Source organism: Wolbachia endosymbiont (group A) of Pogonocherus hispidulus (assembly GCF_964028195.1).
GTDB lineage: Bacteria > Pseudomonadota > Alphaproteobacteria > Rickettsiales > Anaplasmataceae > Wolbachia.
Map to the genome: position 1 here is coordinate 1,540,746 of NZ_OZ034750.1, position 25,320 is coordinate 1,566,065.

The following is a 25,320-nucleotide window of genomic DNA, read 5'->3' on the forward strand; positions in this document are numbered from 1 at the left end:
GGTAATTTTCCATATATTATTATCATCACACTTTGTGGAACCTTATAATATATAATAAACACAATTAAAACTATTGCAATTTGAACATTTATGATCCCATTGTTTTAGTTCTCTGTTACAATTTTTACACTTCCAGCCTGGATCAGGCAAAGCTTCTGAGCCCATCTTGTTTAGCCAATAAATTACCTTGTCGTGTTCTTGCAATGTAACCTTGAGTTGTATTACAATAAAGTAGATTGACATGTAATTAGCTTTTTTCATAGCAGTATCTAGATATTGACTTGCAAGATCATATTTACCTGAACTCATTAAGGACAAAGCAAGTAAACAGTAACTAAAATAATAATCAGGGCGTAAGTTGTATAGTCTTTCAGCACCTTTACTATTTAAATTGATGTACATTTTAGCTGACTGAGGAGTAGGATTTACTGCATATTCTGCCTCTAGCACTGCAGAAGCTTTTCTGATTTTTCCAAGTTTAATATATAATTCTGCTTTTAAATAATTAATGGACCGAAAGGTTGCATAATAACTTTGCGCTCTGAATAAAGACTTTATAGCCCCTTTAAAATCCCCTTTACTTTCATATTGTTTTGCCAAAGCACAATAAAAAACTGCAAACATTTCTTTATGGTCAAAGGGAAGAAAAATATTGAACTTAACTGCTTCCTTCAACCTCAAAATTGCATTAATCCAATCTTCTTTCAATATGCAATGCTCTATTTGAAAGGGAATAGATAGCATTTTATCATTAATTGAACTAGAGCAATATTCTATAAATTTTTGAAAGACTACTTTTTCTTGTTTGAGGTGAACGATCAGCTTATTGGCCAGAAGTAGAGCTAAGTTACGATTCTGATTTGCAACGTTTGTTAAACCGTTACTGAAAAAGCTGTAATTTCCCGTCTTACCTGAGTTAAAGAGCTTTATTAAAGATAACCTATTGCTTTTTTCATTTAAACTTTTAACTACCTTTTGGGCGTTCTCTATATTGTCTAAGTCTATGCTAAAGAAAGCTTCAAAGAGAAGCAATTCTTCCCTATCCCTTCTTCTATTTCTTATGTTGGCAAATGTTGATGAAATGGAAGAAAAAAAGCGTACAAGTGTAATTAATAAAAATAATAAAACTACACAAGTAAAAATAATGAAATATAGATCAATACTTATAGTGTAATTGCCTAATTCTAATTTTATTACTTCACCACTTACCTTGACCCATATGCCAAATAAAAACGAAAGAGCGAAAATTATAAAATAAATCATGAGATATATTGTAATAAGTGATGATATATTGTTGAAATATTCTTAGAAGCTACAATAAGACCATTCAATTTATTCAGCCATGGTTTGAACTCTGAATGCGTTAAATCTTTTACTGTAGTAGCTATACTTTGCCAATCATTATCGTTTATTGACTCCTCAATTTCCGCAAACTTTACTCTTAATGGATCATTTCGGTCGTCTACCTTTATCCAGTTTGAAATGATTTTTTTAGACAATGTACTTTTGTTGTAATAGATAGTATCAATAGTTTTTTCAAAAGATAACTTCAATTCGTGTAAGGTATTTATCTCTTTCAAATTTTCTAATTCATCTACTGCATTTTCTATCTCTGGATCGTCAAGCTCTGATGTCAAAGGCTTTATTGAATTTATATGATTATCAAATTTTGCTTCTCGCAATAACGAATTCTTCATTTTAACTACAAGTAATAGCAATTTTGCAAGGTTCTTACATCTTGAGTTATTATCACCTTGCTCACATTGAGTGTGCAGACTTCTCTTGAAGTCAAATATCCTTTTTTCCATTCTAGATTGATTAACTTCAAGCAACATTCTAAGCTCATCCATGCCTTCCATTAAAGTTTTCACATTATTTTCACTCTCTTGCTGATTTATTTTTAAAAAGATTATGTTATTTATTGTGATGTAACCGGTAAATAACAATACAATTAAGAACCAACCTATGTACTTTTGCTGAGTATCATTCATAACGTAGTATCTCCGCAGGATCTTGTGCAGCTGCCTGCAATGCAGGAGCAATTGTCGCTAAAAATGATAAGAGTAATGCAAGTGCAGAAATACTTACTACATCTTGAGGGACTAATATCACCGGTAAACTTGAAAAAAAGTATATCATAGGATCAAACAGCTTGACGTTAGTAACGTTTTCTAAAAATACTCTAATACTTTCGATATTGAGAGAAAAAACGACACCTATAATACAGCCAAGACAAGTTCCCGTAAAACCGATTAATAGACCACAAGCGCAAAATATGCGCATAATGCTTCCACTTGTTGCACCAAATGTACGCATAATTGCAATCGCGGATTTCTTTTCTTGCACTATCATCATTAAATTTGAGATAATATTAAACGCTGCTACAACTATAATCAAAGTAAGAATTAAAAACATCACATTTCTTTCAGTTTTTAAAGCACTAAAATAATGGCTTTGCTGTGATTGCCAACTTTCAGCTTTCATTCCTATTTCTTTTTCTATAGCATCTGCCAGCTTATCAGCTCTAGTAACGTCGTCTACAAGTACTTCTATACTTTTTATGCTATTTTTATAATTAAAAAAGGCTTGTGCTGATTTTAGAGGCATATATATCAAGGTATTATCATACTCAAGCATACCCATATCAAATATTGCTATAACTTTATATTTTTTCATTCGCGGCATTTCACCAAGTAATGCATCAAATTCTTCAGATGATATAAACGTAATTTCGTCGCCATAGTCAACGTTCAAAGCTTCTGCCAATCGCGCTCCTATTATTATCCCTTCATCAAATTTTTTTACATCACCTATAATTACATTATTTGTAACGGCAGTACTATCAAGCAAATCTTTAGTTGACACACCTCGCACTACGCTACCTGCAATTCTACCATTTGCTACAATAATAACTTGATCATTGGTCATAGGAGTAGCTTTTGATACACCTGGAATTTTCTCAATAGATTCTGATACTGCGCGGTAATCTGAATTTATGTTCCTATCAAAATAAACATTAATATGGCCATCAATGCCAAGTATTGAGTCAAGCAACTTTGCTCTGAATCCGTTCATCACAGACATCACCACTATTAGTGTTGCAACTCCAAGGGCAATGCCGATAATAGAGAACAAAGTCATTATAGAGCAAAATCTGGCATTTTTCGCTCGCAAATAGCAAGCAGCCATAGTAATTTCAAAGGCAATGGACATTACAAAATATTTTGAGGTTAAACATTATATTTTTGAAACTTCATATAATTGTAGACTTTTCTTTATTTGAAAACTAGAGATTTTTGCTTCCTTAAATTTAGCAGGCTTATAGAATATATTCAATACCTTAACACACAGCTATACGAACATTTGTTTTTGTTAAGGTAATTCATACAGTAAATGGTGTCATGCCAGTGCTTGACACTGGCATCCAGGAAATTTTTGCTTGCAAATAAGTAAACTGATTTGGTGAGCGTAGAAAGCAGCTGATCTTATGCTGAATAAACGTTTTTGATGAGGTTGCATGAAAGCTGGATCCCAGTGTCGAAGCACTGGGATGACACCCTTCCCTGGTAGAGATTTGCCCTCAAATTACAATGTTCGTACAGTTATGACCTTAACATTAGAATTTCAAAATCTTCCATATACATCATCCAACCTCACTATATCATTATCAGATAAATGCTCTCCTATCTGAAATTCAACTATTTCAAGTGGAAAGCTTGTGCTTCTATTTTCAATCCTATGGGAAACTTCCCTTGGGATTTCTATCATATGGTCTTTTGCTATAGCATATTCTTTGTCTTCTAAACTAACATACCCAACCCCTGATAGCACTATATGGCATTCATCTCTATAGTGATGGAATTGCTTAGAAGTGCAGCTTAATGGATTGATAAAAAGATATTTTATAAGAAAATTTTCGCTCATTAAAATTATACTACAAAATCCCCATGGTTTAACTTCTTTCCTTATCACCTTTACTTTCTTAACTTTATGAATAAATGAAATTAGACTTTTGTTTGGTTGCTTACAAGCTCCACCCAATAAATTTTTATTACTTTTTGTCGTTGAAACTGGTTCTTTTTCTCTAATCACATGCTGAAATGACACCGGTTCTTTACTAAACTTCTCACTCAATTCTAAAACTGAACTCCAAGTTCCAACATCCAACCAATCGAAATTAGCTTCTATCATTGCAACGTTTTTTGCTTTCTCCATCACCAAGTAATCAATGGATATGCCTTCAATTCCTGCAAAATCTCGTTGTTTTAAATACAGAAATCTCTCTTGCGGTGTGAAATGTTTAAAACATAAATTGTAAAGATTCAGGGCAGATTTTTTGATCTCATCTATGTAGCGTTTTGCTTTAAACACAAATATTCCAGAGTTCCAATAATGATCGTTACTTAACTTACGCTCAGGTTTTTCTGTAAAATCTTTCACTATATGATATTTTTCTTTCTGATCATAAACTGCATTTATATAACCGTATTCAGAATTGAATTCATTAGGCTTAACCCCAAAAGTGACTATAGAGTTAGTTTCAGAGGCTAACTTAGACGCTTTTTGAGTAGAAGCATAAAAACTATTCAAATCACCTATGAAATGATCTGAAGGCAGAATTAACATTGTCTCGTTTTCATTGCAGAGAAGCGCAGCAATTAATATTGCCGCTGCTGTTCCAATTTTCACTGGTTCGAAAATCACTTTATATTCTTGCAGTGCATGCAATTCCTCCATCACTAATGACTCGTACTGTATATTTGTAGCAATTATGGGCGGCATATAATCGCTTTTTAGCCTCAACAAAGTGTTGTGAAACATAGTGTTCTGACTAAATATTTTCTGAAATTGCTTTGGCTTAGATAAAGGCCAAAGTCTGCTACCACTACCACCACACAATATTACAGGGCGCATTTAGTTAAGATATTAATTAAATAATTAATATCTTATACTGAGGGCAAAATACATGCAAGTTTTTGTTGTGGAATAGTTAATAAAGAAAGTAAATGTTGATTTAAAGTAATTGCTAATGAGAGTGATCATGTGTAGCGCCTTGCCCTTGCTGTGAATTTCTTCTATTTTGTAATTCCTCAACATGACCTTTTCTTTTATCACTTAATATTTCATTACCCTTATTTTGTTCTTCCTCAGGACTCTTTAGTATTTCATTACTCTTGCTAACTTCTTTATCATTCCCTTGTTTCTTTGGCCTTCTAGCGTTAAGCTCATCCCATGTGCCCACTAGTGAATCACGATTCCCATGATCCGGCTTTAGCCTTTCTTCACCTTTAATAACATTAAAGTCACTTTTTGCTTCTTCCCAACATTCTTTCAATTGGTGTTTCCACATAGTGAAGTAAGCATCACCATATTTTTTCTCATTTGCTACAAACAATAAAATTGGAGCCTTAAGTATGGTAGCTACCATATTCACTAAATTTTTTACTGCCATTGCAGGAGTAAATAAAAGATAACCAAAAGACTTTGCAATTGGGTTTTGTTCGCTTATTAAATACTCCCCTAATTTTATAGGAAGAGAGGTCAACAATTTAGTACAAACTTTAGCCAAGCTTGTAGCAAAAACGATAGGAACAGATATAAGACTTTTATCTAGCTCTAGATTACCATCCTGATCTCTAATTTCTGAAAAATGGGTGCTTAGCTTCTTGTAATCACTAGCGTATAGTAATTTTCCATTTCTTCCTTTTTCATCTCTATCTTTCTCATCAACTTCTCCCGTGTCATCATTGATGAAGCAACCTTTTTTAGCAAGAAAAGAAGAATTAGTTAATTTAAGTGACTGAGTATCAACTTCAAAAATTGGTACATGTTTTTCAAGATCGATTTTTGAAAACCCAAATGGTTTATAATAGCCATTATAGTGCTTAACATCCTTATTTTTTTCTGGATTAACTAAAAAGTCAATGGTAAAATAAGACCTATCGTCCGTTTCCTTGACAAGAGTTAATTCAAAACTTGGTTGTCTTCCATTTTTGTCTTTCTCGCCATATAAAAGTTTATATATAGTCTCACCCTCGCTATTCTTAGCTTCTATAATTTTCCCAGATTTTACAATTTCATCGTAATTTTTTGAGTACCGGCATTTTCGTCCATCCTTATATACCATTACCTTTCTAAGGTCTTTGACATAAACTTGAGATTCAGGTGAGGTAAATAGATCCTTCACTTTTAGCGTAAGGTCCGTTCCCCACTTTTTCAATGTCTCTAACATATTGCTAAACCAAAATCGCTATAATGCTATAGTTCAATAATAAAACTAGTACACTAATAATATATTAACACAGCACCGGTGATTTTACAAGAAAATATGCCTGTAGAAGATAAAGATTGTAAAAGCGAGGGTTATATAAGTAATGCTTGATAAGTACTTTATACATGTAATTGTAAAAATCCTCAAAGGTATGCTGTGTATATAATCTTCACACACTACCTGCATTCCAAGAACTGCGTGCCAAAAAATGCAAAACAACAATACAACAAAAAATAAAAGCTCTAAAGGGTGATTAATAAATTTTTCACTAAAAGACAAAGGGCTATCAGTATAAAATGCGCAAGAAAATGAATAGATAAACCAAGGAAACAGGAATAATAAAATTATCGCAGAAACACGCTGGACCCACCAATGATGTACTGAATTTCCAGATTGACTCATATAAACATAAATAAAAAAGCCATAGTAGAAAGAAGTAGCGTTACTGTCAGCAGTATAGCACTCCTTGAAACGCCAGTAATTTCCAAATTAAGCCCAACATCCCACAATAAATGACGAATACCATTAAGAAAATGATATACAAAACTTATAAAACATAAGACATAAGCTAATTTAGCAACAGGAGTGAATAATAATGCATTTAAGTACCTTACTATAAGTAACTCAGGAAAGTAAACATGTAATATGAAATACCAAGAAAGTATCATTAATAAAAGGAATAGCAAGATACCAGTCAATCTGTGCATAATAGAGAAAAAACTAGTAACTTGTACTTTATATATTTGTAAATGTGGAGAAAGAGGTCTATCACTCATAAAATTCCGTTATCGGGAAATTAAAATAAAGTAGAAGTAAAGACAGCAGTACAGTACATAACAGCACCACCATTAAAAATGGTGAGTTATGTACAAAGCCTAAGGAGGTAATCCAGCTGCAGATTCCCCTACTGCTACCTTGTTACGACTTCACCCCAGTCACCAATCCCACTTTAAATAACTCCCTCCTTGCGGTTAGGTCGTTAGCTTCGAGTGAAACCAATTCCCATGGCGTGACGGGCAGTGTGTACAAGACCAGAGAACGTATTCACCGTGGCGTGCTGATCCACGATTACTAGCGATTCCAACTTCATGCACTCGAGTTGCAGAGTACAATCCGAACTGAGATGGCTTTTAAGGGATTAGCTTAGCCTCGCGACTTTGCAGCCCATTGTAGCCACCATTGTAGCACGTGTGTAGCCCACTCCATAAGGGCCATGATGACTTGACATCATCCCCACCTTCCTCCAGTTTATCACTGGCAGTTTCCTTAAAGTCCCCAGCATTACCTGATGGTAACTAAGGATGAGGGTTGCGCTCGTTGCGGGACTTAACCCAACATCTCACGACACGAGCTGACGACAGCCATGCAACACCTGTGTGAAACCCGGCCGAACCGACCCTATCCCTTCGAATAGGTATAATTTCCATGTCAAGGAGTGGTAAGGTTTTTCGCGTTGCATCGAATTAAACCACATGCTCCACCGCTTGTGCGGGTCCCCGTCAATTCCTTTGAGTTTTAATCTTGCGACCGTAGTCCCCAGGCGGAATGTTTAACGCGTTAGCTGTAATACAGAAAGTAAACTTCCCATATTTAACATTCATCGTTTACAGCGTGGACTACCAGGGTATCTAATCCTGTTTGCTCCCCACGCCTTCGCGCCTCAGCGTCAGATTTGAACCAGATAGACGCCTTCGCCACTGGTGTTCCTCCTAATATTTACGAATTTCACCTCTACACTAGGAATTCCTCTATCCTCTTTCAATCTCTAGGTTAGCAGTTTTAAAAGCAGTTCCAAGGTTAAGCCTCGGGATTTCACTTTTAACTTACTAACCAGCCTATGCGCCCTTTACGCCCAATAATTCCGAATAACGCTAGCCCTCTCCGTATTACCGCGGCTGCTGGCACGGAGTTAGCCAGGACTTCTTCTGTGAGTACCGTCATTATCTTCCTCACTAAAAGAGCTTTACAACCCAAAGGCCTTCTTCACTCATGCGGCATGGCTGGATCAGGCTTTCGCCCATTGTCCAATATTCCCCACTGCTGCCTCCCGTAGGAGTCTGGACCGTATCTCAGTTCCAGTGTGGCTGATCATCCTCTCAGATCAGCTATAGATCATTGCCTTGGTAGGCTATTACTCCACCAACTAGCTAATCTAATATAGGCTCATCTAATAGCAATAAATTTTTCCCCCGTAGGGCATATACGGTATTAGTTGCCGTTTCCAACAATTATTCCGTACTACTAGGTAGATTCCTATACATTACTCACCCGTCTGCCACTAAGTTATACCATAGCAAGCTACAATATAACTCCGTTCGACTTGCATGTGTTAGGCCTGCCGCCAGCGTTCATTCTGAGCCAGGATCAAACTCTCAAATTTAGACTTCAACCTATAAAAGGTTGAGGGTACATCGGATAAATCCGACAAAAAATAATTTAGCTTAATACTGCTGTCTTTATTTCTACTTTAGAAATATTTTAATCTCCAACTATTCAAACAACTTTGAGAATATTATTATGTGATATAATCACTATGTCAATATGTTTTTGCAAATCAAAAGCATTAATGTATAAATATATAACTATTTGGAATATTACCATGAAAAAATACATCTTTCTGCTTGCACTTGCGCCAATGTTAGTTGGCATCACATTATACTTATTGCGCAACATTGATAACACAAAACAATCTATAACTGCAGGTAACAAATTTTACGAAGTATTATTCTTAAAAAAAGATAATAAGCCGCTGCTAGAAGAAATAGATTCAAATTGGGAGTATTTAGCAAATTTTGAACGCGCATTCAATCATATCTCAGATTCAATGCCAACAGACACAGCATCTATTATTTATAATGATTTGGCAGATGATAAAGATGCTCCTAATGTTTTGCGTGAGTTAGCACAATACTTAGAAGTAATGAGCTTACTTCACTCCAACGGTGAAAAAATAAATAAAGATAAAATTGATAATTTAGAATCAAGTGCAGTGTATCCTTATTCAAGCCAAGAAGCTATCGCTGTAGTAAAGATACATAATAACGACATTAAAGGTGCAACTGAAATATTGCGTTTCCTATTAAATGACAGAAAATGCCCTATCCTAATCAAAGCTAATGCACAAGAACTACTCAGGATATATGGAAGTTAACTCATTAGACTCCTTACATAGTTTTTGGCAACAACCGTTAGAAACGAAAAAACTTGCTTGACAAACTCCGCCAGCCCCCTTATCATGAAAGTGAAGCTATTTATTTATCTTCGCAATCTGTGCAGGTTAATGACAAAAAACTTAGGGTATTTGGCGTCTCATGTTTAATTTTTCGCACTACGTGCATCGCATGTCTTTAAAAATTTCTAGGTTTTTACCTATATAAGCCGAAACGCGCTTATAAGTCGTTTAAGACAGTATAGTACGCCAATTTGCAGGATTAGAGAGTGACAACTAGCTAACACGGGATTTCTTTTGCCTTTTTTCTGCTTAGTAAATTTCTTAAACATTTAAACTAAGGTGAGTTGCATTTAAAAGCAGCTAAATTGCAGTGTTTAAGACTTAAAAAACGCCAATACTGAAAATAGACAATAATCAGGGCTTCTTTTGCCTTTTTTTTCGTTTGGTAAATTTCTTAATATTTATGGCTAAACGACAACCGTCATCCCTGTAAAGGTCAAGTAATTCGTCATTCCGCTATGTGTTAGCGGATGAGATACCGCGGCGGTATGACGGTTCGCGGTGGTATCTCGTCATCCCGCTACTTGTTAGCGGGATCTAGAGATACCGCGGCAGTTGTAAGTTAAAAATATGTTATAAAAGAAACAAGAGGGAAGATAACTCTACTCACTATAGGAATAGCGGGCGTGTGCGACCGACGCGGCGTTGACAACCGTTTATATCAAGGTACACTAGCCCTCGATACGTTTGAATAGTTGCATGGGACATATGTATGCACCCGTTTACAATCTTAAATCAATAAACTATCGAGGTTATTAATATGGTTACATCTTATCAAAACTTTATTGACATCGGAAAATTTAAAAATGTTGTTGCGGTTCACACACAGAAGAGTGTTGTCGAATTTGATAATAATGCTTCTGGTTGGCAACAATTGTTTAAAAAGTTTTCAGATATCTTACCTAATTCTTTAGTGACTTTAGAAAACACAGGGAATTGGTTTATCGCATTTTCTTAGATAAAAATCTAGAGTTACAGAAGCGCCAAAAAATTCTGAGAACAGTGCCAGGCAAAGTTATCTCAAGATTTTGTGTGTCTGATGCCAGAGCTTGGCTACTTAAACAGAAAAGAAGTAGCAAGTCTTGCTGGCGCATCCAAAAGAAAGTGGAAAAGCTATTGGTTATCGAAGAATAACAGGCGGTAGAAGCAATGTTCGTACTAACGGCTGCAATGGCTGCTCAAATCTGCACTTGGTGCCTTTTATTCCAAGCTCATTGAAAGTGGTAAGAAGAAGATGGTAGCTATAACAGCTCTAATGCGTAAAATTATGGTTATTGCTAATGCCAGGCTTAAAGAAGCAGTTAATATGAATTAAAAAAATCTGCATAGAAAATAAGTTAACGAATATGTGCGTCCACACACACTTAAAGCACATATTCGTTAACCATAAAATCTAAGCAGTAACTGTTGTTTGATATAAAATTTTTCTATGATAAATTAGGGTGTTTATTGTCAAAAATGCATTTTCTAATTGAATAAAAATACAAAATTATAAACAAGAGTTGTAATAAAACTAAATTCAAAAAATTTAAAAAAAACATAGTTGATATGACGTAGGGTTGCACTAGCTATAGCAACTTTGTCTACGCAACCATTTTCTACCGCACCATTGAACAGATAAGCTTGAAGATATCCGTTCAGATGAGTTCATTGTCCCCTAAACCGTACACGCCTAACAAGCTACCGCTAGAGCTTGTGAAAAATTCTCTATTTTTATTCCCTTTAATTTACTGGATAAGTTGTCTACAAACAAATCTGATTTAGTGCAGATCTGCTCTATTTTTTCAGGAGATAAAGAGGAATCTAATTGATTCGCTATACCAGATACACCATCTAAAACTACTCCAGCACCGTATGGTATATATGACACAGCGTACATAGCACTTGACGTAAAATCTAGTAAGTTCTGAGAAGAAGTGGTAATTTTATACCCTACTGTGTTTTTATCTTCTCCTTTGCATTTTTTAAGCACTTTTGATGCACCATGGGGAATATAAGACATACCAACTATACCATATGAAGCCCCATTTAAGGCGTATGATACAACTACCGTTGTTGCTGATAGCGCTTTAGCTCCATATTTTGTAGTATAAAGCAGTGGCTTAAGGGCATAAGAAATAGTTTTACTTTGTGATTCAGATTCAAGCAACGAATTTAGTTCTTCTTGTGTTGCTGTACATTCAAAAAATTCTTCCTCATCAATTTCTGCAAGATCAATCTCTTCAAAACCCTCATCAATATCTACAGGAGTCACTGTTTCTTTTATAGGGCTAACTTCTACATTACTTCCAATAATACTCGGATTATTAGAATTTCTGCCAAAAAGATTTGAAAACATGCTAAACATTTTTTTTACCTACAACTTAACGCTCATATCAATATATTAACCTAATATTAACCAGGTGTCAAGCACATATGACTCTTATAAACAGATGTTAGTAAATTAACTATTCCTCTTGCCAACCAGAGCGATGAAGATTTGGTCTACATCAAAACTCATCTTAGGACGCCAAATAGGGCCATCCAAATGCATATCGATATAGATTGGATTACTATAGTTTGGTGGTATGAAAAAGAACCTGAATATAGAAGCTAAAGCGAAGTTAGATAAGGTTAAATTAGAAGAGATCGACCCTGATGCTTGATCAATCCCGAATTGTAAACTAGTTGAACATATACCATTACTAATACTTGCTTTTCCGCTAATATTTTCAAAAAATGTACTGCCATTATATATATCAACATAAGCAAATGTGGAAATTTCAGATTTATTCTTACTGCTTAACAAATTAGTGATAAATGAATTAAAATCTACATTAGTAACTTCTATTCCCTGCGCTTGTAGGTTTACATCTCCTGATAAGTTACTAGCCCAATCATGAAAACTTTTTCCTTGAGTTTTGATTTCACCATTTAAGCTTACCTGACCATTTACATTGTCAATTCCTATAACCTTACCAATCTTTTTAGTGTCCAAATTTACAATAGAAAATCTTGTATTCATTGAGTCTGATCTTAAATAACCCTGAAAAAACACTTGCCCGTGTTCTAATACGTAACTTGCCTGCCTGATAGTGATAACGTTGTTTCTCATTACCGCATCCAAATTAAAATCTTTCAAAATATTCTGCTCGGTTTTAAATTCTGCAGTATTGATTTGCACATTTGCATCAAAGCCTTCTTTATCATCCAAAAAATCAAGCTGCTTTGTTGACCATTGAATTTGATCTATCTCATTTCTTGAATTTCTTTTTACCTCTACTAAATTTGGTAATTTAAAGATATTTCCATTAAATTTATTGCCCGTAAGGTTCACATCTAATAAAGGTTTGGCGTATTTTTGATCTACTAATATTTTTGCATTACCGGTAATATCGAAATCTTCTCCAGATAGTTTTATTTTATCTGCAACTAGCTTACCTTTTTCCATTTTCAGCAAAAAATCCAAATTTTTAATTTTCGTATCATTCAATGTAAGGTTATTAACACTGGCCTTTATATTTGCATCATACTGAAAATTTTTCAGCCGTTGCATTTTAGATAAACTGCTAAACAATGAATGATCATATTTATCTGCATCAAGATTATGCATGCTAAATTTGCCATCAATCACACTGCGTTTTTTTGCGTAACTCATCTTAATTGATCCTTGCAAGGATTCCTTATTATTTAGCAGTCTAATGTCTGAGATAGATAATATTCTTGGTGCAAGGTGCAATTTAGAACTTAGTGTAAATTGATTTTTCTGGTTTTCTTTCATCTTTATAGAAGGGAAAAAACATGAAATGAATGACTCAAAATCACCTCCTTCGACTAATAAATCACCGTCGAATTCAGATAGGGCATTATTGTTTGAGATCTCTCCTGATAAGTAAGATATATTATTGATTCCGGGAAATTTAAGAAGCGTATTAACTTTTACTTTGCCATCAGTGGATTTTAGTACAGCACGGAAATTGTCCAATATTTTGTTTTGATATTGAATGTTAGAAGCTTCCATATTAAAATTTAAGCTCAAGTTCTTTGGCACAACTGCTCTAAAACATTCCAGAAGATCCTTCATATTCGTTGTTCTTTGTGAATCATTTTGTATGGAATCTAAGTCAACTTTGCTGAAGCTAATATTGAGATTAGTGTGATCGCCTTTTCTATCATTTTGTATTGTACCACTGGCTTGCATGCTTTTGGAATCAATTTTTAAGTCAGTTACCGTAAACTCATTTTCATCGAGGTTGATATTAGATGATATCTCAATATTTTCACTAGGAATAACACAAGAAAGAAAGCTAAGATTAATGATTTTTGCTAAATCACTCACAGAACCGGAACTATTATTAATCGTTAGTGTTAAATTACCCTGGAGTTCTTCTTGATTTCTATTACCTGTAAATAGCAAATTTACAAAATTTGATTCAACACTAATGTATACATTCTTTTTTGTGATATTAACCTTTCCTGAAAAATCGTAATTATTATCACCTACCTTTACTTTACCAGAGAATTGCCTATTTTTTTTTACAGCAACTTCCTTTATGTTAACAATATCAGCGAAATCACTTTTAAAACTTACTTGGCTGTCTTTTATTACTGTATCAACTATGTTACCACTGGCTTTTGCATTTATAATATTAAGTAAATTTTCTTTGTTGCTTTTCATGCCAAGCAATGTAATTGACTTTGGTTGCAACGAAAATAAAAGCAACGATAGGAGCGATGGCCTTATTTCAATTTTTCTTACACTAATTAAATCTGATAACTTTTGCTCTTTATTTTTGTTGTATTGTACATATACATTATAAATAGTGAGCTTTGGAGTAATGAGTGAAACTTCAACTTTCCCTCCAATATGCACTTTAGCATCATACGTTCTCTCCAACTCTTTTATAATATATTTCCTGTAGCCACTCCAATCCTTAAAAGTTGCAGCAATGTGCATAAGAATTAATAGCAGCGAGATTGATAATATGGCATATACAGAAAGTCTCATAGTTTACACATGTTTAAAATTCCCTATAAATGTTAGGTAAAGAGTACCAAAATAAACAATAACACTCAAAGCTATTAAAGTCGTTAAATAAACAATACGAGCCAACATTTTATCAAAAAATAATCCTGCCAACAAAGAATTAAAAATATAAAGGGCTATTGACATGACTACCGTTGCTACAAAAATTTTCATGATATTTAACAATAACGCTTGGCTAACCTTATACATTTTATTTATTGTTAAATAACTAATTAATAGAATGGAGTTTATCCAAGTGGAAACGGAAGTAGCGATAGCAATTCCCGTATGCTGATATTCGTTCATTAACAGAAGGTTTAGCACTACATTAATTCCAAGGCACATTAGTGAAAATATAGTTGGTATTTTCAGATTGCCTTTAGCAAAAAATGTGGGTAGCAATACTTTATTTATAATAAATGCAGGTAAAGAAAGAGAAAATGCTATTAACGTGGGAGCAGTTTGCTGCACTGCATAATGATCAAACCGGCCGTAAGAAAAAAGCGTAAGTAAAATTATGTCGGGAATAATGATAAAGGCAGCAGTTGTTGGCATAATTAACATTAATCCTATGTTGAGAGCCTTGTTCTGTATTTTGACTATATTTTCAGTATTATTCACCTGTTTTGAAATTAAAGGAAGAAGCACTGTACCGATTGCAGTACCGATTATTCCCTGCGGTAGTTGATTTAGTCTATCGGCATAATATATATAGGACACCGCATTTGGTATAAAACTCGCCATGATTGTATCAATCCATAAGCTTATTTGAGTTACACAATTGTTGATAATTGCAGGTATCACACGCTTAAAAAACAACCTTACTTCATTGCTTAATTCAAGGCTAAAAGAAAAAGCTGCCTTTAACTTGTATGCACTAAATAGTATCAAAAGTAGCTGGAAAATTCCTCCTATAAGGACAGCTATAGAAAGGTTGTGCGCTGGAGTTTTTACGTAAGGCACAAACAAACTGATGATTAAACAGAGATTCAAAACGATTGGTGCAATAGCTGTTGAAGCAAAATGCTGCTTTACTTGCAGCATTCCGCCAATAAGTGATGCAATTGAAACAAAGATTATGTAGGGCATCATAATTCTTGATAAAGTAACAGTAAGGGTAAACTTACTTTGGTCAAATCCAGGAGCAAAAATTTGAATCATATAAGGGGAGAAAGTTTGCATGATAAGACAAAAAATTACTAAGATAATAAACGTAATGGATATTACACTACTTGCAAAATTAAATGCCTTTTTATTATCATATGATTCTGTCGAGTATAACGGTATGAATGAGGTAGTGAACGCTCCTTCTGCAAAAAATGCTCGAAATAGATTGGCAAAGCGAAACGAAGAAAAAAATATGTCTGCAAGAGAGTTCGTACCAATAACCGTAGCAATCAATACATCTCTTATTAACCCTGAGATCCTTGAAATAGCCGTAAAAAAACTAAATGTGAAAATACTTTTAAACATACCACTACTTCATTAGTGTCAATACGATTAACTATAATGGTAAAAGCATAAATGAAAATATTTATTGGCTAAACTTAAAACCCTCTGCAAAAGGAGAGTTAAATAATCAATTGACTATTTGCGCTCTTATGTTAGAAATTTTATATCTTGGCGGGCGTAGCTCAGTTGGTAGAGCGTCAGTTTGTGGTACTGAATGTCGCCAGTTCAATCCTGGTCGCTCGCCCCACTAAAATTTTCTGCTTGACGGAGATATGAACAAATGGTAATATTATTATTTATCAATTAATTAGGGAGAGTATATGGATGACGACACTAAAAAATTTTTAATATTGTGTGGTGCAGCATCAGTAATAGGAGCATTGACAGGTTTGGGATTGAGTTTTACAGCTTTGTCACCTTTGGTTATAGGTGGAATTGTTGCTGCCGTTCCTGTAATATTACTCGCTGCATATAGTATATGCAAAGGAGAATGCTCCAAGAAAAATCTTTTCATATCTGCTCGTTTATGCGTTACAAGCGCTGCAATTGGAGTTGGCCTTGCTGCAGCCGCAACTACTATTTTTCTGGTGCAATGCTTGGACTGGGCTCTGCAGCTTTAGCAGGTGCAACAATAGGAGTAATAGCGCCAATTGCAGGGCTTTTTGCGACTATAGCTATATCACTTGCAGCTGAAAAAGTGAATGAGCACATTATATCACCTATAGTTGAGTGTTTTTCTTCAAAAGGGAAGGGGTACGAATCACTTTAAACCAATTAAGTAAGGTTTCTGCTTTCTGTTATTCTAGTGTGCAGCATATAGCTGTACGAATATTTGTGTATCCGTTCAGCTAAGCGGTGTGAGGGACGAGTATCCGTTCAGAGGTGTAGCTTAAGAGACAATAGATAGAAGGTTTTGAAAGGGATTAAGATTCTTTATTTCCCAAAAAATAAATGTAACAAACAAGATACCCACTTTAAATGGTTGGGCCTTAACTTGACGCGTATGGTTTATTTAACACTCCCACTATGGCTATACCTAATTGGGCTTTAACTATATCTCAACTTGATATTTTCTTTCCTGGTAGATTGAAAGTTGAGTTGAGTTAAAAATGCGGTTTGACACACTTTTTTGAACATTCCCTAACCTCAATTTACATTAAAATACTTTTATTAGTATCTTTTTCTTGTGACTCAGCAATACGTTTAGCCCAATCCAGTGGCCTTTTATTTCTGTTACCTAATGCAATTCTATTGCGATCATAACTATCAGTGTGTTCCGTTAAAGTATCTTTTCTTTCTTCTTCTATCACTCCAATTTTCAGTTGTGCTTCATCTTTCTCTAGTAATTTATATAGATTACTATTTTTATCTACAGTTGAATTAGTGTCATTATTTTCTTGTTCTGCCACTGTTTTTACATTTGCTAAGCCGTCCTTTAGCAATCCAGCTTCTGATAAACGTTCTTTGGTTTGTTCGCTCATTTCTTTCTGATCCACCGGTTTTAGTGGGAACTTCTGAGTTTCTTTATCCAACTTACTGGTAAATTCCGTAAGTAGAGTGTCATCTCTTTGTTCAACATTCATTAGGCTCGCTTTTAACTGTCCAGGATTTACTTGAGATTGTTCATGATTAGCATGAGTTGGAGATGAATAGCCCGAATCGTTTGTTTTTATGTCTGTTGAGCTGTCTTTTAGCAACCCAATTTCTCTCAAGCGTTTTTTAGTTTCCTCGCTAATCTGACTCTGATCAGCCGGTTTTAACCCGAGATTTTCTTGACCTAATGTATTTTTAAGTTCTTCAAATGGAGTTAGATTAATATGTTCTTCTAATTTCCTTCCTACCTGTTTTAAATCTGTTTGAGATTTATTATCACCATTAGTTGGAGATATATAGCCTGAATCACTTATACTATTTGGTGTTGAAGCAGAGACACTAACAGTTGGACCTTCCACTGTTTTTACATCTGCTAAATCGTCTTTTTGCAATTCAGACTGAATTTTTTCTGATGTATTAAAACTAGTCTCTTTAACATCTTCATTAATTCTTCTATAATTATTATGAGTTCCACTGTTGTGATCCTTACTATTTTTCCCATGCTCTTCCGGTGCTTTGTTTTCCTTTTGGTGATTTAACTCGTTTTCCTCAAGTTTCCTGGTTAAATGCTTAGGATCTGCCTGAGATTGACTATGGTCAGCAGTTGGAGATGAAACGCCTCTATTGGGTTTTGGAGCAGAAAGTGGCTGTTTACTTTCTTCCCACTCAGCATCACTAGCACCACGGTTATCACTGTTATGTTCATGTATATTTGAATAAGGCAAGTAAGGAACTTTGTCCTTTAATGTTTCTAATATAGAAGACGTTGATTCATTTTTCCTGCCTCCTTCCATTGATGCTTCTCTATCATCAACATCAGTGTGCCGTAAGTTGTTTTTCTTGAAATTCCTGATCTCTTGTAATAGATCGCTTTTGCTATTTCCTTCTTGTTGCGGAATTTCAGGTTGTTGCTGATTATTAGGTATTTGCTCACTTCTATCTGGTTTTCGGCTTCCAGGTACAGCATGTCCAAATGTAGGATTGTCATAACGTTCATCTTCTTGCCTATTATCTTGATTGTGGCTTACAGACTTGGTGAAAGTAGAACTATCTGAGGGATCAGAAGTTGCACCTTTTTGCTGATTATTAGGTGTTGGATTATTCTGTTTATCTCTTTGCCCACCATCTTGGCTTACAGGCTTGGCAGAGGTATTCCTCCCTTGCTTATTGAAAACATCTTTTTCAGGTGGTAGTGAACTAGTTCTAAGTGGTGGCAGCGGAGGGGTCTGAGACCCAACTTCTCGATTCATATGAGTAGCTTGGTGTTTTTGAACAGGTTTTTTGACCTCTTGCTCAATGTCTCTACTGTTACTTTTTATTGCGATTTCAGATGATTCTTTAAGGACTTGATTGTCTTTTTGCATCTCATTCGCTTTTCCTTGTCCTTTTTCCCTGAATTTTATTTCATGCAGGAATAAACCACCTATTTTTACATCTTTATTCATTTTTAACTCATCTTTTAAATCTTTTTCAGTAATATTACCTTCAATAAATTCTACACCGTCAGCTTTAATATTAATTTTGATCTTGTATTCTTCCCCTTTCTCACCATACCACTTCAAAGTCATCTCGTATGAACCATCAGTTACGACATAATGTCTTATTTTTTTCCCTCCTTCCTCGGCAACAAAACCATGCATTCCGCTCTTTCCATCACTATGCAACGTTGAAAACCCCGAGATTCCATTCTTCTGACAAAAATCACTGTTTAAAAATTCGCTGATTTTGAACTCTTTCTTGTTATCCCCAAGTGTAATACTAGCATAATTACCGTATATTGACACTGCTGTAACACCATCGTCAACGTAATCTTTCAACCTTTTTTTAACTTCACTTTCAAGCTTTTGTTCGGCTTTCTTTATCTTGTTGCATTCCTGAAGAATAACTTCACACGCTTTATCTTTGTTTTCATCTTTGTTCCAATCCCAATTGGCGTGTTCTGTTAAAAACTTTACTGTGTTAAAACCAACTCTAGCATTATAAATTGGGTCGTCCTTTTTATCAAATAAAGGAAAAAATTCTTGAATGCGCTCATTATAAATGTGTTCTTGTTGTGTATCGTTAGTGTTCATATACCCCTCACTAATAACCCTCTGCCTTTAGTTCTAGCTAATACTAGCTAATATAATTATCACAAGCATTGGTTGAATTTTTATTAAGGAAGGTTGTGTTGTTACTCAGATGGCAACTTTTAGTTGGCGCCTAATTTTAAATATCTGTTGCTCACAGTAAACACTTCTGGATCTTTAGAAGTTAGCTTGAGTATAGCGAGTATGTTGATAAACAACAAAGCAGCAATCGAGATATCAGCGACATCCCATAGCAACCGGACTTTACCTATCGCACCAAGCGGAATGATCATGGTAAAAATTACAATCCAGATTTTAGTGTATTTATTATCCATAGACACATAGCGTATTGTCTGTTTTGAGCAAAAAAACCAAGTAAAAATAGTAGTGAAAGCAAAACAAAACATTATGGCCATAATTAAATAGTCAATATAGGGCCAATTCATAGCTTTTCTAAAAGCAAATATGCACATATTAGTACTTTCTAAATCAGTGACCCAAGAATCTGTGACAAGCAGTACCATTGTTGTAATAAACACTATGAATGCAACTATAAAAGGCGATATTATTGTAATTAGACTCTGCTCAATAATAAATTTATTGTTATTTTTCTTAGGAACAATTGAAGAATGTACGATTCCTTCAAGGCCAAGCCCTATATCTGTTGCAAAAATACCTCGCAAAGTTCCGACTTGAATAATAGTCAACATTTCTAAAATCAAACCTAGAGATAAACCAGAATTAAAGCTACTAGTTGTAAAAAAACTGCTTGTTATTAGTTTTAGAGAAGGAAGGGTATTTTCACTAAACTTAAATAATATGATACCGCAAAGTGTGAGGTAACTTACCGTCATTATCGGTATCATAGCCGATATAAAAATTTTAATTTTTTTTAAGCTGAGGACTGCAACAACAAAAAATATTATGGCCATTACAATGCCACCAATGACTACAGGCACATCTATCATGTTAAGTGGTATTGATAGAGAATTTACCTGAACAAGGTTACCAACTGTTATTGAAACCATCATCATGATAACTAGAAAGACAATTGTGGCCTTCCTAGAGTTAAACGCATCAGCCATGTAGGCTACAGGGCCACCTATAAACCGTCCGTTCTTTTCCTTTCTGGTTTTTATACTTAGATAACAAGTAACGTATTTTATCACAGAAGTGATAACAATAATTATTGCCATCCATAAAATAGAGCCCGGTCCCCCGGTTTTTAGAGCAACAGCAGTTCCTGAAATATTTCCTACTCCTAAATTTCCCCCTAAGATTGTAAACAGAGCGGCTATAGAAGAAAATTTATTTTCTCCTCTTTTAACTCCAATGAGTGAAAGGGCGTACGGCAATCTAAATATCTGTAGCCATTTTAGTTTAACCGATAGGTAAACACCAGCAACTAGCATGAGTAATATTGTTGGCAGTAATAAAACAAACTTTACTGTATCCATCTGTAAAAGTGAGACTTTTACTTGAGTATACAACAAAAATTGAAAATACCTAACTTATTGTTCATGAGAAGTCACACTACAAAAGCTATAGTAAGCTAATAACCTGCCATAGCTAAACTGACTTAGATTTACCAACAATTTGAAAAACGACAACCGTCATCCCGCTACTTGTTAGCGGGATCTAGAGATACCGCGGCAGTTGTAAGTTAAAAATATGTTATAAAAGAAACAAGAGGGAAGATAACTCTACTCACTATAGGAATAGCGGGCGTGTGCGACCGACGCGGCGTTGGCAACCGTTTATATCAAGGTACACTAGCCCTCGATACGTTTGAATAGTTGCATGGGACATATGTATGCACCCGTTTACAATCTTAAATCAATAAACTATCGAGGTTATTAATATGGTTACATCTTATCAAAACTTTATTGGTATTGACATCGGAAAATTTAAAAATGTTGTTGCGGTTCACACACAGAAGAGTGTTGTCGAATTTGATAATAATGCTTCTGGTTAGCAACAATTGTTTAAAAAGTTTTCAGATATCTTACCTAATTCTTTAGTGACTTTAGAAAACACAGGGAATTGGTTTATCGCATTTTCTTAGATAAAGATCTAGAGTTACAGAAGCGCCAAAAAATTCTGAGAACAGTGCCAGGCAAAGTTATCTCAAGATTTTGTGTGTCTGATGCCAGAGCTTGGCTACTTAAACAGAAAAGAAGTAGCAAGTCTTGCTGGCGCATCCAAAAGAAAGTGGAAAAGCTATTGGTTATCGAAGAATAACAGGCGGTAGAAGCAATGTTCGTACTAACGGCTGCAATGGCTGCTGCAAAGTCCAAATCTGTTGTTTGATATAAAATTTTTCTATGATAAATTAGGGTGTTTATTGTCAAAAATGCATTTTCTAATTGAATAAAAATACAAAATTATAAACAAGAGTTGTAATAAAACTAAATTCAAAAAATTTAAAAAAAACATAGTTGATATGACGTAGGGAAATCTTACTTATTATAGCTATATCCTCTCACTAGCTCGAATGTCTCTTTACTTTTTGTCCCATTTTCACCATTGTGATCTTTGCGTAATATTGTAGGTGCATTATATAAAGAAGCACTAGTATTAGAAATATTAGAAAAGAAATACTTACACTAAAAGAAACTTCAGTAGTATAGAAATAAGTTCAAAAAGGAAGTTTAAATCCAGGTGGTAAACCCATCATACCTGCAAGATCAGAAGTTGCATTTGCCATGTCTTCTTCTGCTTTTTTAACGGCATCATTAAACGCTGCTGTCACTAAATCCTCTACTACATCTTTTTCCTCGTTTCTCATAAGCTCTAAGTCTATGTTCACCTTCTTAGCTTTATAGCTACCTATTTTTATGACTTCCACTAATACAGAAACTTTGCCACCACCAGAAATACCTTGAAACTCTTTTCCGATATATTTTTCTTGAGCTTCTGCAAGCTTTTTTTGCATCTCTTGCGCTTGTTTCATTATTTGACTAAAATCCACAACTTACTCCTTATTTTCTATATTAACTACTTTTGCACCTTTAAACGTGTCAAGTATATCCTTGACTGCAGGTGCATAATTTAAATTACTCACTTCCCTGTTTATATAACTCGTATCAACTGTAACAACCCACTCCTGCTGAGTCACCTGGTTTAAGTAATTTTTTAAATCATTGCAAAAATTACTATCCAACTTAGATACAGCTTTTAATTTTAAATATCCAGGCTTACAATCTATTAATTGTAGATTACTACATAGTTGTTTGTAAAGATAAATTTGGTTACTCCGCCTTAATAATTGCAAAACCTTGTCAAAATCATAATTTTGTTGCTGTTCATTTCCTATACTATGCGTATTTCCCTGCTGTACACTCTGCGAAAGAATTTTTTTGACCACTTGTTCCGGAGAAGGCAGATCAGAAAGATAACAGAGGCTAATTAACATCATTTCAGCAGCAACATCGTTGCATGTTGAAGCTTTTATATCTTGAATACCTTTAAGCAACACCTTCCACAATCTTGAAAAAAATATTAAAGATCTCTTTATACTTAAATCTTTTATCCTATTCTTTTCATACTCTGTAACTGCACTATCAATCTCTTTCGTAATTAAAAAACGGCATATTAACTGAATTGTTTGCAATAGACCTTCAAAAACACTAAGTGGGTTTGCTGTTTTTATTGCCTTGTCAAACACTGATAGAGCTTTCTGTAAATCACCTTCTAATATTGCCCCTAATAGATCGAATATAATATCTTTATCTACTAAGCCAAGTATGTCTGTCACATTTTTAGTGGATATTGCACCATCTTTGCTATATAGCACTGCTTGATTCATCAAAAACAAGGCGTTACGCATTGAATTTCCAGAGTGTCGTGCAATTAATTCTAATGCTCCCTTTTCAATGGAATAACTCTCTTTTTGTGCAACATCATTTAAACGTTCCACTATTTTAGCTACAGGAATGTTGTGTAAATCAAATCTTTGACAACGTGCAATAATAGTTATTGGTATTTTTTTTATTTCCGTAGTTGCTAAAATGAACTTTACACTAGATGGTGGCTCTTCTAGGGTTTTAAGTAATGCGTTAAATGCACTGCTGGATAACATGTGTACTTCATCTATAATGTAGACTTTGAATTTAGAGCTTATAGGTGAATAGCAAATATCTCCCAGGATTACTTTAATATCGTCAATGCTAGTGTGACTTGCTGCATCGATTTCAATTACATCTGGATGGCTTGAATTTTTTATTGCTAGACAATTTTCACATGATCCGCAAGGTTCAAAAATTGGCCCCAGGGAACAATTCAAACATAAAGCTATTATCCTTGCAGTGGTGGTTTTACCAACTCCACTACTACCAGAGAGCAGTATAGATTGTGGGATTTTATTTAAAATAAAAGCATTTTCTAATACACGCACTAATATATCTTGACCTACTAGATCTTTAAAGCTACTAGGACGATGTTTTAATGCTATATTCATAGCCTCGAATAAAACAAATAATGAAATAGGTATGCAACCCAAAAAGGTTCTGATATGGCTGCTTCATTTCTGATCTGACCAAATTACAGAGTTTTTGCCTGCATACCTTATAAAATATTATACTTTTTTTTTTATTTAGCAAGGTATATCCTATATTAGTCTTATAATTTATATGTTAGACCTTTTGCAACATTACTTTGGAGTAAACAACTGTTACCTAAAATACTCTTCCCTTGTCATTCCAACTTGGATCCCACAACTGTACGAACGTTGTAGTTTGGGAGCAATTCCCACCAGTGGGGTGTCATCCCAGTGCCCAGACACTGGGATCCAGCTTCTATGCAACTTAATTAAAAACGTTTGTTTTAGCGTAAGACAACTACCTTTAGCTCATCAGCTCAGTTATAAGCAAAATTTCTGGATTCCAGTGTCAAGCACTGGAATGACACCATTTGCTGTGCAATTTACCTTCAAAAATGAATGTTCGTACAGCTATGCTTGGATCCAGAGAAAAAAGATGTGGATTTCAGTGTCACACACTGGAATAACAACCTATAGGTACTGGGATAACAAAAGAGGAACATTATGATTTTATATCATTTTCCTCTTTGTCCATTTTCACGAAAAGTTAGAGCTTTTCTAAAAGAAAAAAAATTAGGCTGCGATCTAGTGTATGAAAATCCGTGGGAAAAACGGAATGAATTTATGGAGATCAATCCAACCGGGCAAGTACCAGTATTAATAGATAATAACTTTGTAATAGCGGATAGTAATGCCATTTGTGAATATATAGAAGAGACTTACAATAGCGACGTCAAATTACTTGGTTCATCCACTATTATTAAGTCTAAAATACGTGCTCTAATCAATTGGTTCGATAACAAATTTTACAATGAAGTTACTAAGTATATTATGAATGAAAAAGTAATTACTAACCGCAGCCCTGACTCTAGATTTCTTCATGCAGCTCAGCATAACCTGCCTTGCCATATGGAATACATCGAACACCTAATTAACAAGAACGTTTGGCTTGCAACTGATAAGTTCACTTTAGCTGATATTGCTTTAGCATCGCATATTTCCGTAATGGATTATGTAAGTAGTTTTCCATGGGAAAAAAGTAAAATTTTAAAAGAATGGTACTCCATTGTTAAATCAAAGCCTTGTTTTCGTGAGATATTATTAGAGAGGATTTCTGGTTTAATCCCTCCTAAACATTATGCTGACCTTGATTTTTAA

The 25,320-nt window shown here is 34.6% G+C and carries 19 protein-coding genes, 1 tRNA gene, 1 rRNA gene, 1 other RNA gene and 2 pseudogenes; 8 read left to right on the forward strand and 16 right to left on the reverse strand.

The annotated features are described in order from the left end of the window. Positions 1 to 42: 42 nt before the first annotated feature. The 8 genes from ABWU58_RS07500 to ABWU58_RS07535 all read right to left on the reverse strand — a co-directional run bounded on the left by ABWU58_RS07500 (position 43) and on the right by ABWU58_RS07535 (position 8,651). Positions 43 to 1,263: a heme biosynthesis protein HemY gene (locus ABWU58_RS07500; RefSeq protein ID WP_353283101.1), complete on the reverse strand. Its 1,221-nt coding sequence runs from the start codon at positions 1,261 to 1,263 to the stop codon at positions 43 to 45. Then, complete coding sequence (locus ABWU58_RS07505; RefSeq protein ID WP_353283102.1) at positions 1,260 to 1,991, reverse strand: hypothetical protein; 732 nt, start codon at positions 1,989 to 1,991, stop codon at positions 1,260 to 1,262. The genes ABWU58_RS07500 and ABWU58_RS07505 overlap by 4 nt, the downstream gene beginning before the upstream one ends. Further along, positions 1,984 to 3,213, reverse strand: coding sequence for a lipoprotein-releasing ABC transporter permease subunit (locus tag ABWU58_RS07510; protein ID WP_353283103.1), 1,230 nt, complete (start codon positions 3,211 to 3,213; stop codon positions 1,984 to 1,986). The genes ABWU58_RS07505 and ABWU58_RS07510 overlap by 8 nt, the downstream gene beginning before the upstream one ends. 411 nt (positions 3,214 to 3,624) lie before the next feature. Beyond that, complete coding sequence (locus tag ABWU58_RS07515) at positions 3,625 to 4,914, reverse strand: sugar phosphate nucleotidyltransferase (protein WP_353283104.1); 1,290 nt, start codon at positions 4,912 to 4,914, stop codon at positions 3,625 to 3,627. Between the two features lie 112 nt (positions 4,915 to 5,026). After that, the gene (locus ABWU58_RS07520) at positions 5,027 to 6,232 is read right to left on the reverse strand and encodes a hypothetical protein (protein WP_353283105.1); all 1,206 of its coding nucleotides are present in this window, start codon (positions 6,230 to 6,232) and stop codon (positions 5,027 to 5,029) included. Between the two features lie 84 nt (positions 6,233 to 6,316). Beyond that, the gene (sdhD, locus tag ABWU58_RS07525) at positions 6,317 to 6,673 is read right to left on the reverse strand and encodes a succinate dehydrogenase, hydrophobic membrane anchor protein (protein ID WP_353283106.1); all 357 of its coding nucleotides are present in this window, start codon (positions 6,671 to 6,673) and stop codon (positions 6,317 to 6,319) included. Continuing rightward, complete coding sequence (gene sdhC, locus ABWU58_RS07530; RefSeq protein ID WP_010963112.1) at positions 6,670 to 7,047, reverse strand: succinate dehydrogenase, cytochrome b556 subunit; 378 nt, start codon at positions 7,045 to 7,047, stop codon at positions 6,670 to 6,672. The genes sdhD and sdhC overlap by 4 nt, the downstream gene beginning before the upstream one ends. Positions 7,048 to 7,147: 100 nt before the next feature. Next, positions 7,148 to 8,651 (reverse strand): 16S ribosomal RNA (locus ABWU58_RS07535). 153 nt (positions 8,652 to 8,804) lie between these two features. Here ABWU58_RS07535 and ABWU58_RS07540 point away from each other — a divergent pair. Together ABWU58_RS07540 and ABWU58_RS07545 are read left to right on the forward strand one after the other, a co-directional pair. Then, entirely contained in the window at positions 8,805 to 9,422 is a 618-nt protein-coding gene (locus ABWU58_RS07540; RefSeq protein ID WP_353283107.1) for a hypothetical protein, read from the forward strand. An 841-nt stretch (positions 9,423 to 10,263) separates the two neighbouring features. Continuing rightward, positions 10,264 to 10,818 (forward strand): annotated as a pseudogene (locus ABWU58_RS07545) (hypothetical protein). A 357-nt stretch (positions 10,819 to 11,175) separates the two neighbouring features. Here ABWU58_RS07545 and ABWU58_RS07550 read toward each other — a convergent pair. From ABWU58_RS07550 to murJ, 3 genes are all read right to left on the reverse strand, one after another. Beyond that, positions 11,176 to 11,850, reverse strand: coding sequence for a hypothetical protein (locus ABWU58_RS07550; protein ID WP_353283108.1), 675 nt, complete (start codon positions 11,848 to 11,850; stop codon positions 11,176 to 11,178). A gap of 96 nt (positions 11,851 to 11,946) precedes the next feature. Beyond that, a complete protein-coding gene (locus tag ABWU58_RS07555; protein ID WP_353283109.1) occupies positions 11,947 to 14,490 on the reverse strand; it encodes an AsmA-like C-terminal region-containing protein in 2,544 nt (847 codons plus the stop codon). Positions 14,491 to 14,493: 3 nt separating this feature from the next. Beyond that, entirely contained in the window at positions 14,494 to 15,981 is a 1,488-nt protein-coding gene (gene murJ, locus ABWU58_RS07560; protein ID WP_353283110.1) for a murein biosynthesis integral membrane protein MurJ, read from the reverse strand. 150 nt (positions 15,982 to 16,131) lie between these two features. Here murJ and ABWU58_RS07565 point away from each other — a divergent pair. The 3 genes from ABWU58_RS07565 (at position 16,132) to ABWU58_RS07575 (ending at position 16,729) form a co-directional block, all read left to right on the forward strand. Then, a tRNA-His gene (locus ABWU58_RS07565) sits at positions 16,132 to 16,207 on the forward strand. A gap of 73 nt (positions 16,208 to 16,280) precedes the next feature. Continuing rightward, positions 16,281 to 16,580, forward strand: coding sequence for a hypothetical protein (locus ABWU58_RS07570; RefSeq protein WP_353283111.1), 300 nt, complete (start codon positions 16,281 to 16,283; stop codon positions 16,578 to 16,580). Further along, the gene (locus ABWU58_RS07575; protein WP_353283112.1) at positions 16,553 to 16,729 is read left to right on the forward strand and encodes a hypothetical protein; all 177 of its coding nucleotides are present in this window, start codon (positions 16,553 to 16,555) and stop codon (positions 16,727 to 16,729) included. Before ABWU58_RS07570 ends, ABWU58_RS07575 begins: the two co-directional genes overlap by 28 nt. 382 nt (positions 16,730 to 17,111) lie before the next feature. Here ABWU58_RS07575 and ABWU58_RS07580 read toward each other — a convergent pair whose 3' ends face one another. Together ABWU58_RS07580 and ABWU58_RS07585 are read right to left on the reverse strand one after the other, a co-directional pair. Beyond that, positions 17,112 to 19,625 carry a hypothetical protein gene (locus ABWU58_RS07580; RefSeq protein WP_353283113.1) on the reverse strand — a complete coding sequence of 838 codons (2,514 nt, stop codon included), beginning with the start codon at positions 19,623 to 19,625 and terminating at the stop codon, positions 17,112 to 17,114. Positions 19,626 to 19,744: 119 nt separating this feature from the next. Beyond that, positions 19,745 to 21,079: an alanine:cation symporter family protein gene (locus ABWU58_RS07585; protein WP_353283114.1), complete on the reverse strand. Its 1,335-nt coding sequence runs from the start codon at positions 21,077 to 21,079 to the stop codon at positions 19,745 to 19,747. 404 nt (positions 21,080 to 21,483) lie between these two features. On the opposite strand from ABWU58_RS07585, the pseudogene ABWU58_RS07590 reads away from it, so the two are divergent. Then, positions 21,484 to 21,929, forward strand: a pseudogene (locus ABWU58_RS07590) (IS110 family transposase); the annotation flags it as partial. Positions 21,930 to 22,260: 331 nt separating this feature from the next. On the opposite strand, the gene ABWU58_RS07595 reads toward ABWU58_RS07590, so the two are convergent. The 3 genes from ABWU58_RS07595 to ffs form a co-directional block, all read right to left on the reverse strand. Next, positions 22,261 to 22,575: a YbaB/EbfC family nucleoid-associated protein gene (locus ABWU58_RS07595; RefSeq protein WP_353283746.1), complete on the reverse strand. Its 315-nt coding sequence runs from the start codon at positions 22,573 to 22,575 to the stop codon at positions 22,261 to 22,263. 21 nt (positions 22,576 to 22,596) lie between these two features. Next, a complete protein-coding gene (gene dnaX / locus ABWU58_RS07600; protein WP_353283115.1) occupies positions 22,597 to 24,081 on the reverse strand; it encodes a DNA polymerase III subunit gamma/tau in 1,485 nt (494 codons plus the stop codon). A gap of 21 nt (positions 24,082 to 24,102) precedes the next feature. Then, positions 24,103 to 24,192: signal recognition particle sRNA small type (ffs, locus tag ABWU58_RS07605), an RNA gene on the reverse strand. Between the two features lie 61 nt (positions 24,193 to 24,253). On the opposite strand from ffs, the gene ABWU58_RS07610 reads away from it, so the two are divergent. Then, the gene (locus tag ABWU58_RS07610; RefSeq protein WP_265036816.1) at positions 24,254 to 24,670 is read left to right on the forward strand and encodes a hypothetical protein; all 417 of its coding nucleotides are present in this window, start codon (positions 24,254 to 24,256) and stop codon (positions 24,668 to 24,670) included. Then, on the forward strand, positions 24,667 to 25,320 hold the full coding sequence (locus ABWU58_RS07615; RefSeq protein WP_353283116.1) for a glutathione S-transferase family protein: 654 nt from the start codon (positions 24,667 to 24,669) through the stop codon (positions 25,318 to 25,320). The genes ABWU58_RS07610 and ABWU58_RS07615 overlap by 4 nt, the downstream gene beginning before the upstream one ends.

Excerpts from the sequence above, each read along its gene's own strand:
- ABWU58_RS07500 (WP_353283101.1), bottom strand. The coding sequence starts at position 1,263 with ATGATTTATTTTATAATTTTCGCTCTTTCGTTTTTATTTGGCATATGG.
- ABWU58_RS07505 (WP_353283102.1), bottom strand. The coding sequence starts at position 1,991 with ATGAATGATACTCAGCAAAAGTACATAGGTTGGTTCTTAATTGTATTG.
- ABWU58_RS07510 (WP_353283103.1), bottom strand. The coding sequence starts at position 3,213 with ATGTCCATTGCCTTTGAAATTACTATGGCTGCTTGCTATTTGCGAGCG.
- ABWU58_RS07515 (WP_353283104.1), bottom strand. The coding sequence starts at position 4,914 with ATGCGCCCTGTAATATTGTGTGGTGGTAGTGGTAGCAGACTTTGGCCT.
- ABWU58_RS07520 (WP_353283105.1), bottom strand. The coding sequence starts at position 6,232 with ATGTTAGAGACATTGAAAAAGTGGGGAACGGACCTTACGCTAAAAGTG.
- sdhD (WP_353283106.1), bottom strand. The coding sequence starts at position 6,673 with ATGAGTCAATCTGGAAATTCAGTACATCATTGGTGGGTCCAGCGTGTT.
- sdhC (WP_010963112.1), bottom strand. The coding sequence starts at position 7,047 with ATGAGTGATAGACCTCTTTCTCCACATTTACAAATATATAAAGTACAA.
- ABWU58_RS07540 (WP_353283107.1), top strand. The coding sequence starts at position 8,805 with ATGTCAATATGTTTTTGCAAATCAAAAGCATTAATGTATAAATATATA.
- ABWU58_RS07550 (WP_353283108.1), bottom strand. The coding sequence starts at position 11,850 with ATGTTTAGCATGTTTTCAAATCTTTTTGGCAGAAATTCTAATAATCCG.
- ABWU58_RS07555 (WP_353283109.1), bottom strand. The coding sequence starts at position 14,490 with ATGAGACTTTCTGTATATGCCATATTATCAATCTCGCTGCTATTAATT.
- murJ (WP_353283110.1), bottom strand. The coding sequence starts at position 15,981 with ATGTTTAAAAGTATTTTCACATTTAGTTTTTTTACGGCTATTTCAAGG.
- ABWU58_RS07570 (WP_353283111.1), top strand. The coding sequence starts at position 16,281 with ATGGATGACGACACTAAAAAATTTTTAATATTGTGTGGTGCAGCATCA.
- ABWU58_RS07575 (WP_353283112.1), top strand. The coding sequence starts at position 16,553 with ATGCTTGGACTGGGCTCTGCAGCTTTAGCAGGTGCAACAATAGGAGTA.
- ABWU58_RS07580 (WP_353283113.1), bottom strand. The coding sequence starts at position 19,625 with ATGAACACTAACGATACACAACAAGAACACATTTATAATGAGCGCATT.
- ABWU58_RS07585 (WP_353283114.1), bottom strand. The coding sequence starts at position 21,079 with ATGGATACAGTAAAGTTTGTTTTATTACTGCCAACAATATTACTCATG.
- ABWU58_RS07595 (WP_353283746.1), bottom strand. The coding sequence starts at position 22,575 with ATGAAACAAGCGCAAGAGATGCAAAAAAAGCTTGCAGAAGCTCAAGAA.
- dnaX (WP_353283115.1), bottom strand. The coding sequence starts at position 24,081 with ATGAATATAGCATTAAAACATCGTCCTAGTAGCTTTAAAGATCTAGTA.
- ABWU58_RS07610 (WP_265036816.1), top strand. The coding sequence starts at position 24,254 with ATGTTAGACCTTTTGCAACATTACTTTGGAGTAAACAACTGTTACCTA.
- ABWU58_RS07615 (WP_353283116.1), top strand. The coding sequence starts at position 24,667 with ATGATTTTATATCATTTTCCTCTTTGTCCATTTTCACGAAAAGTTAGA.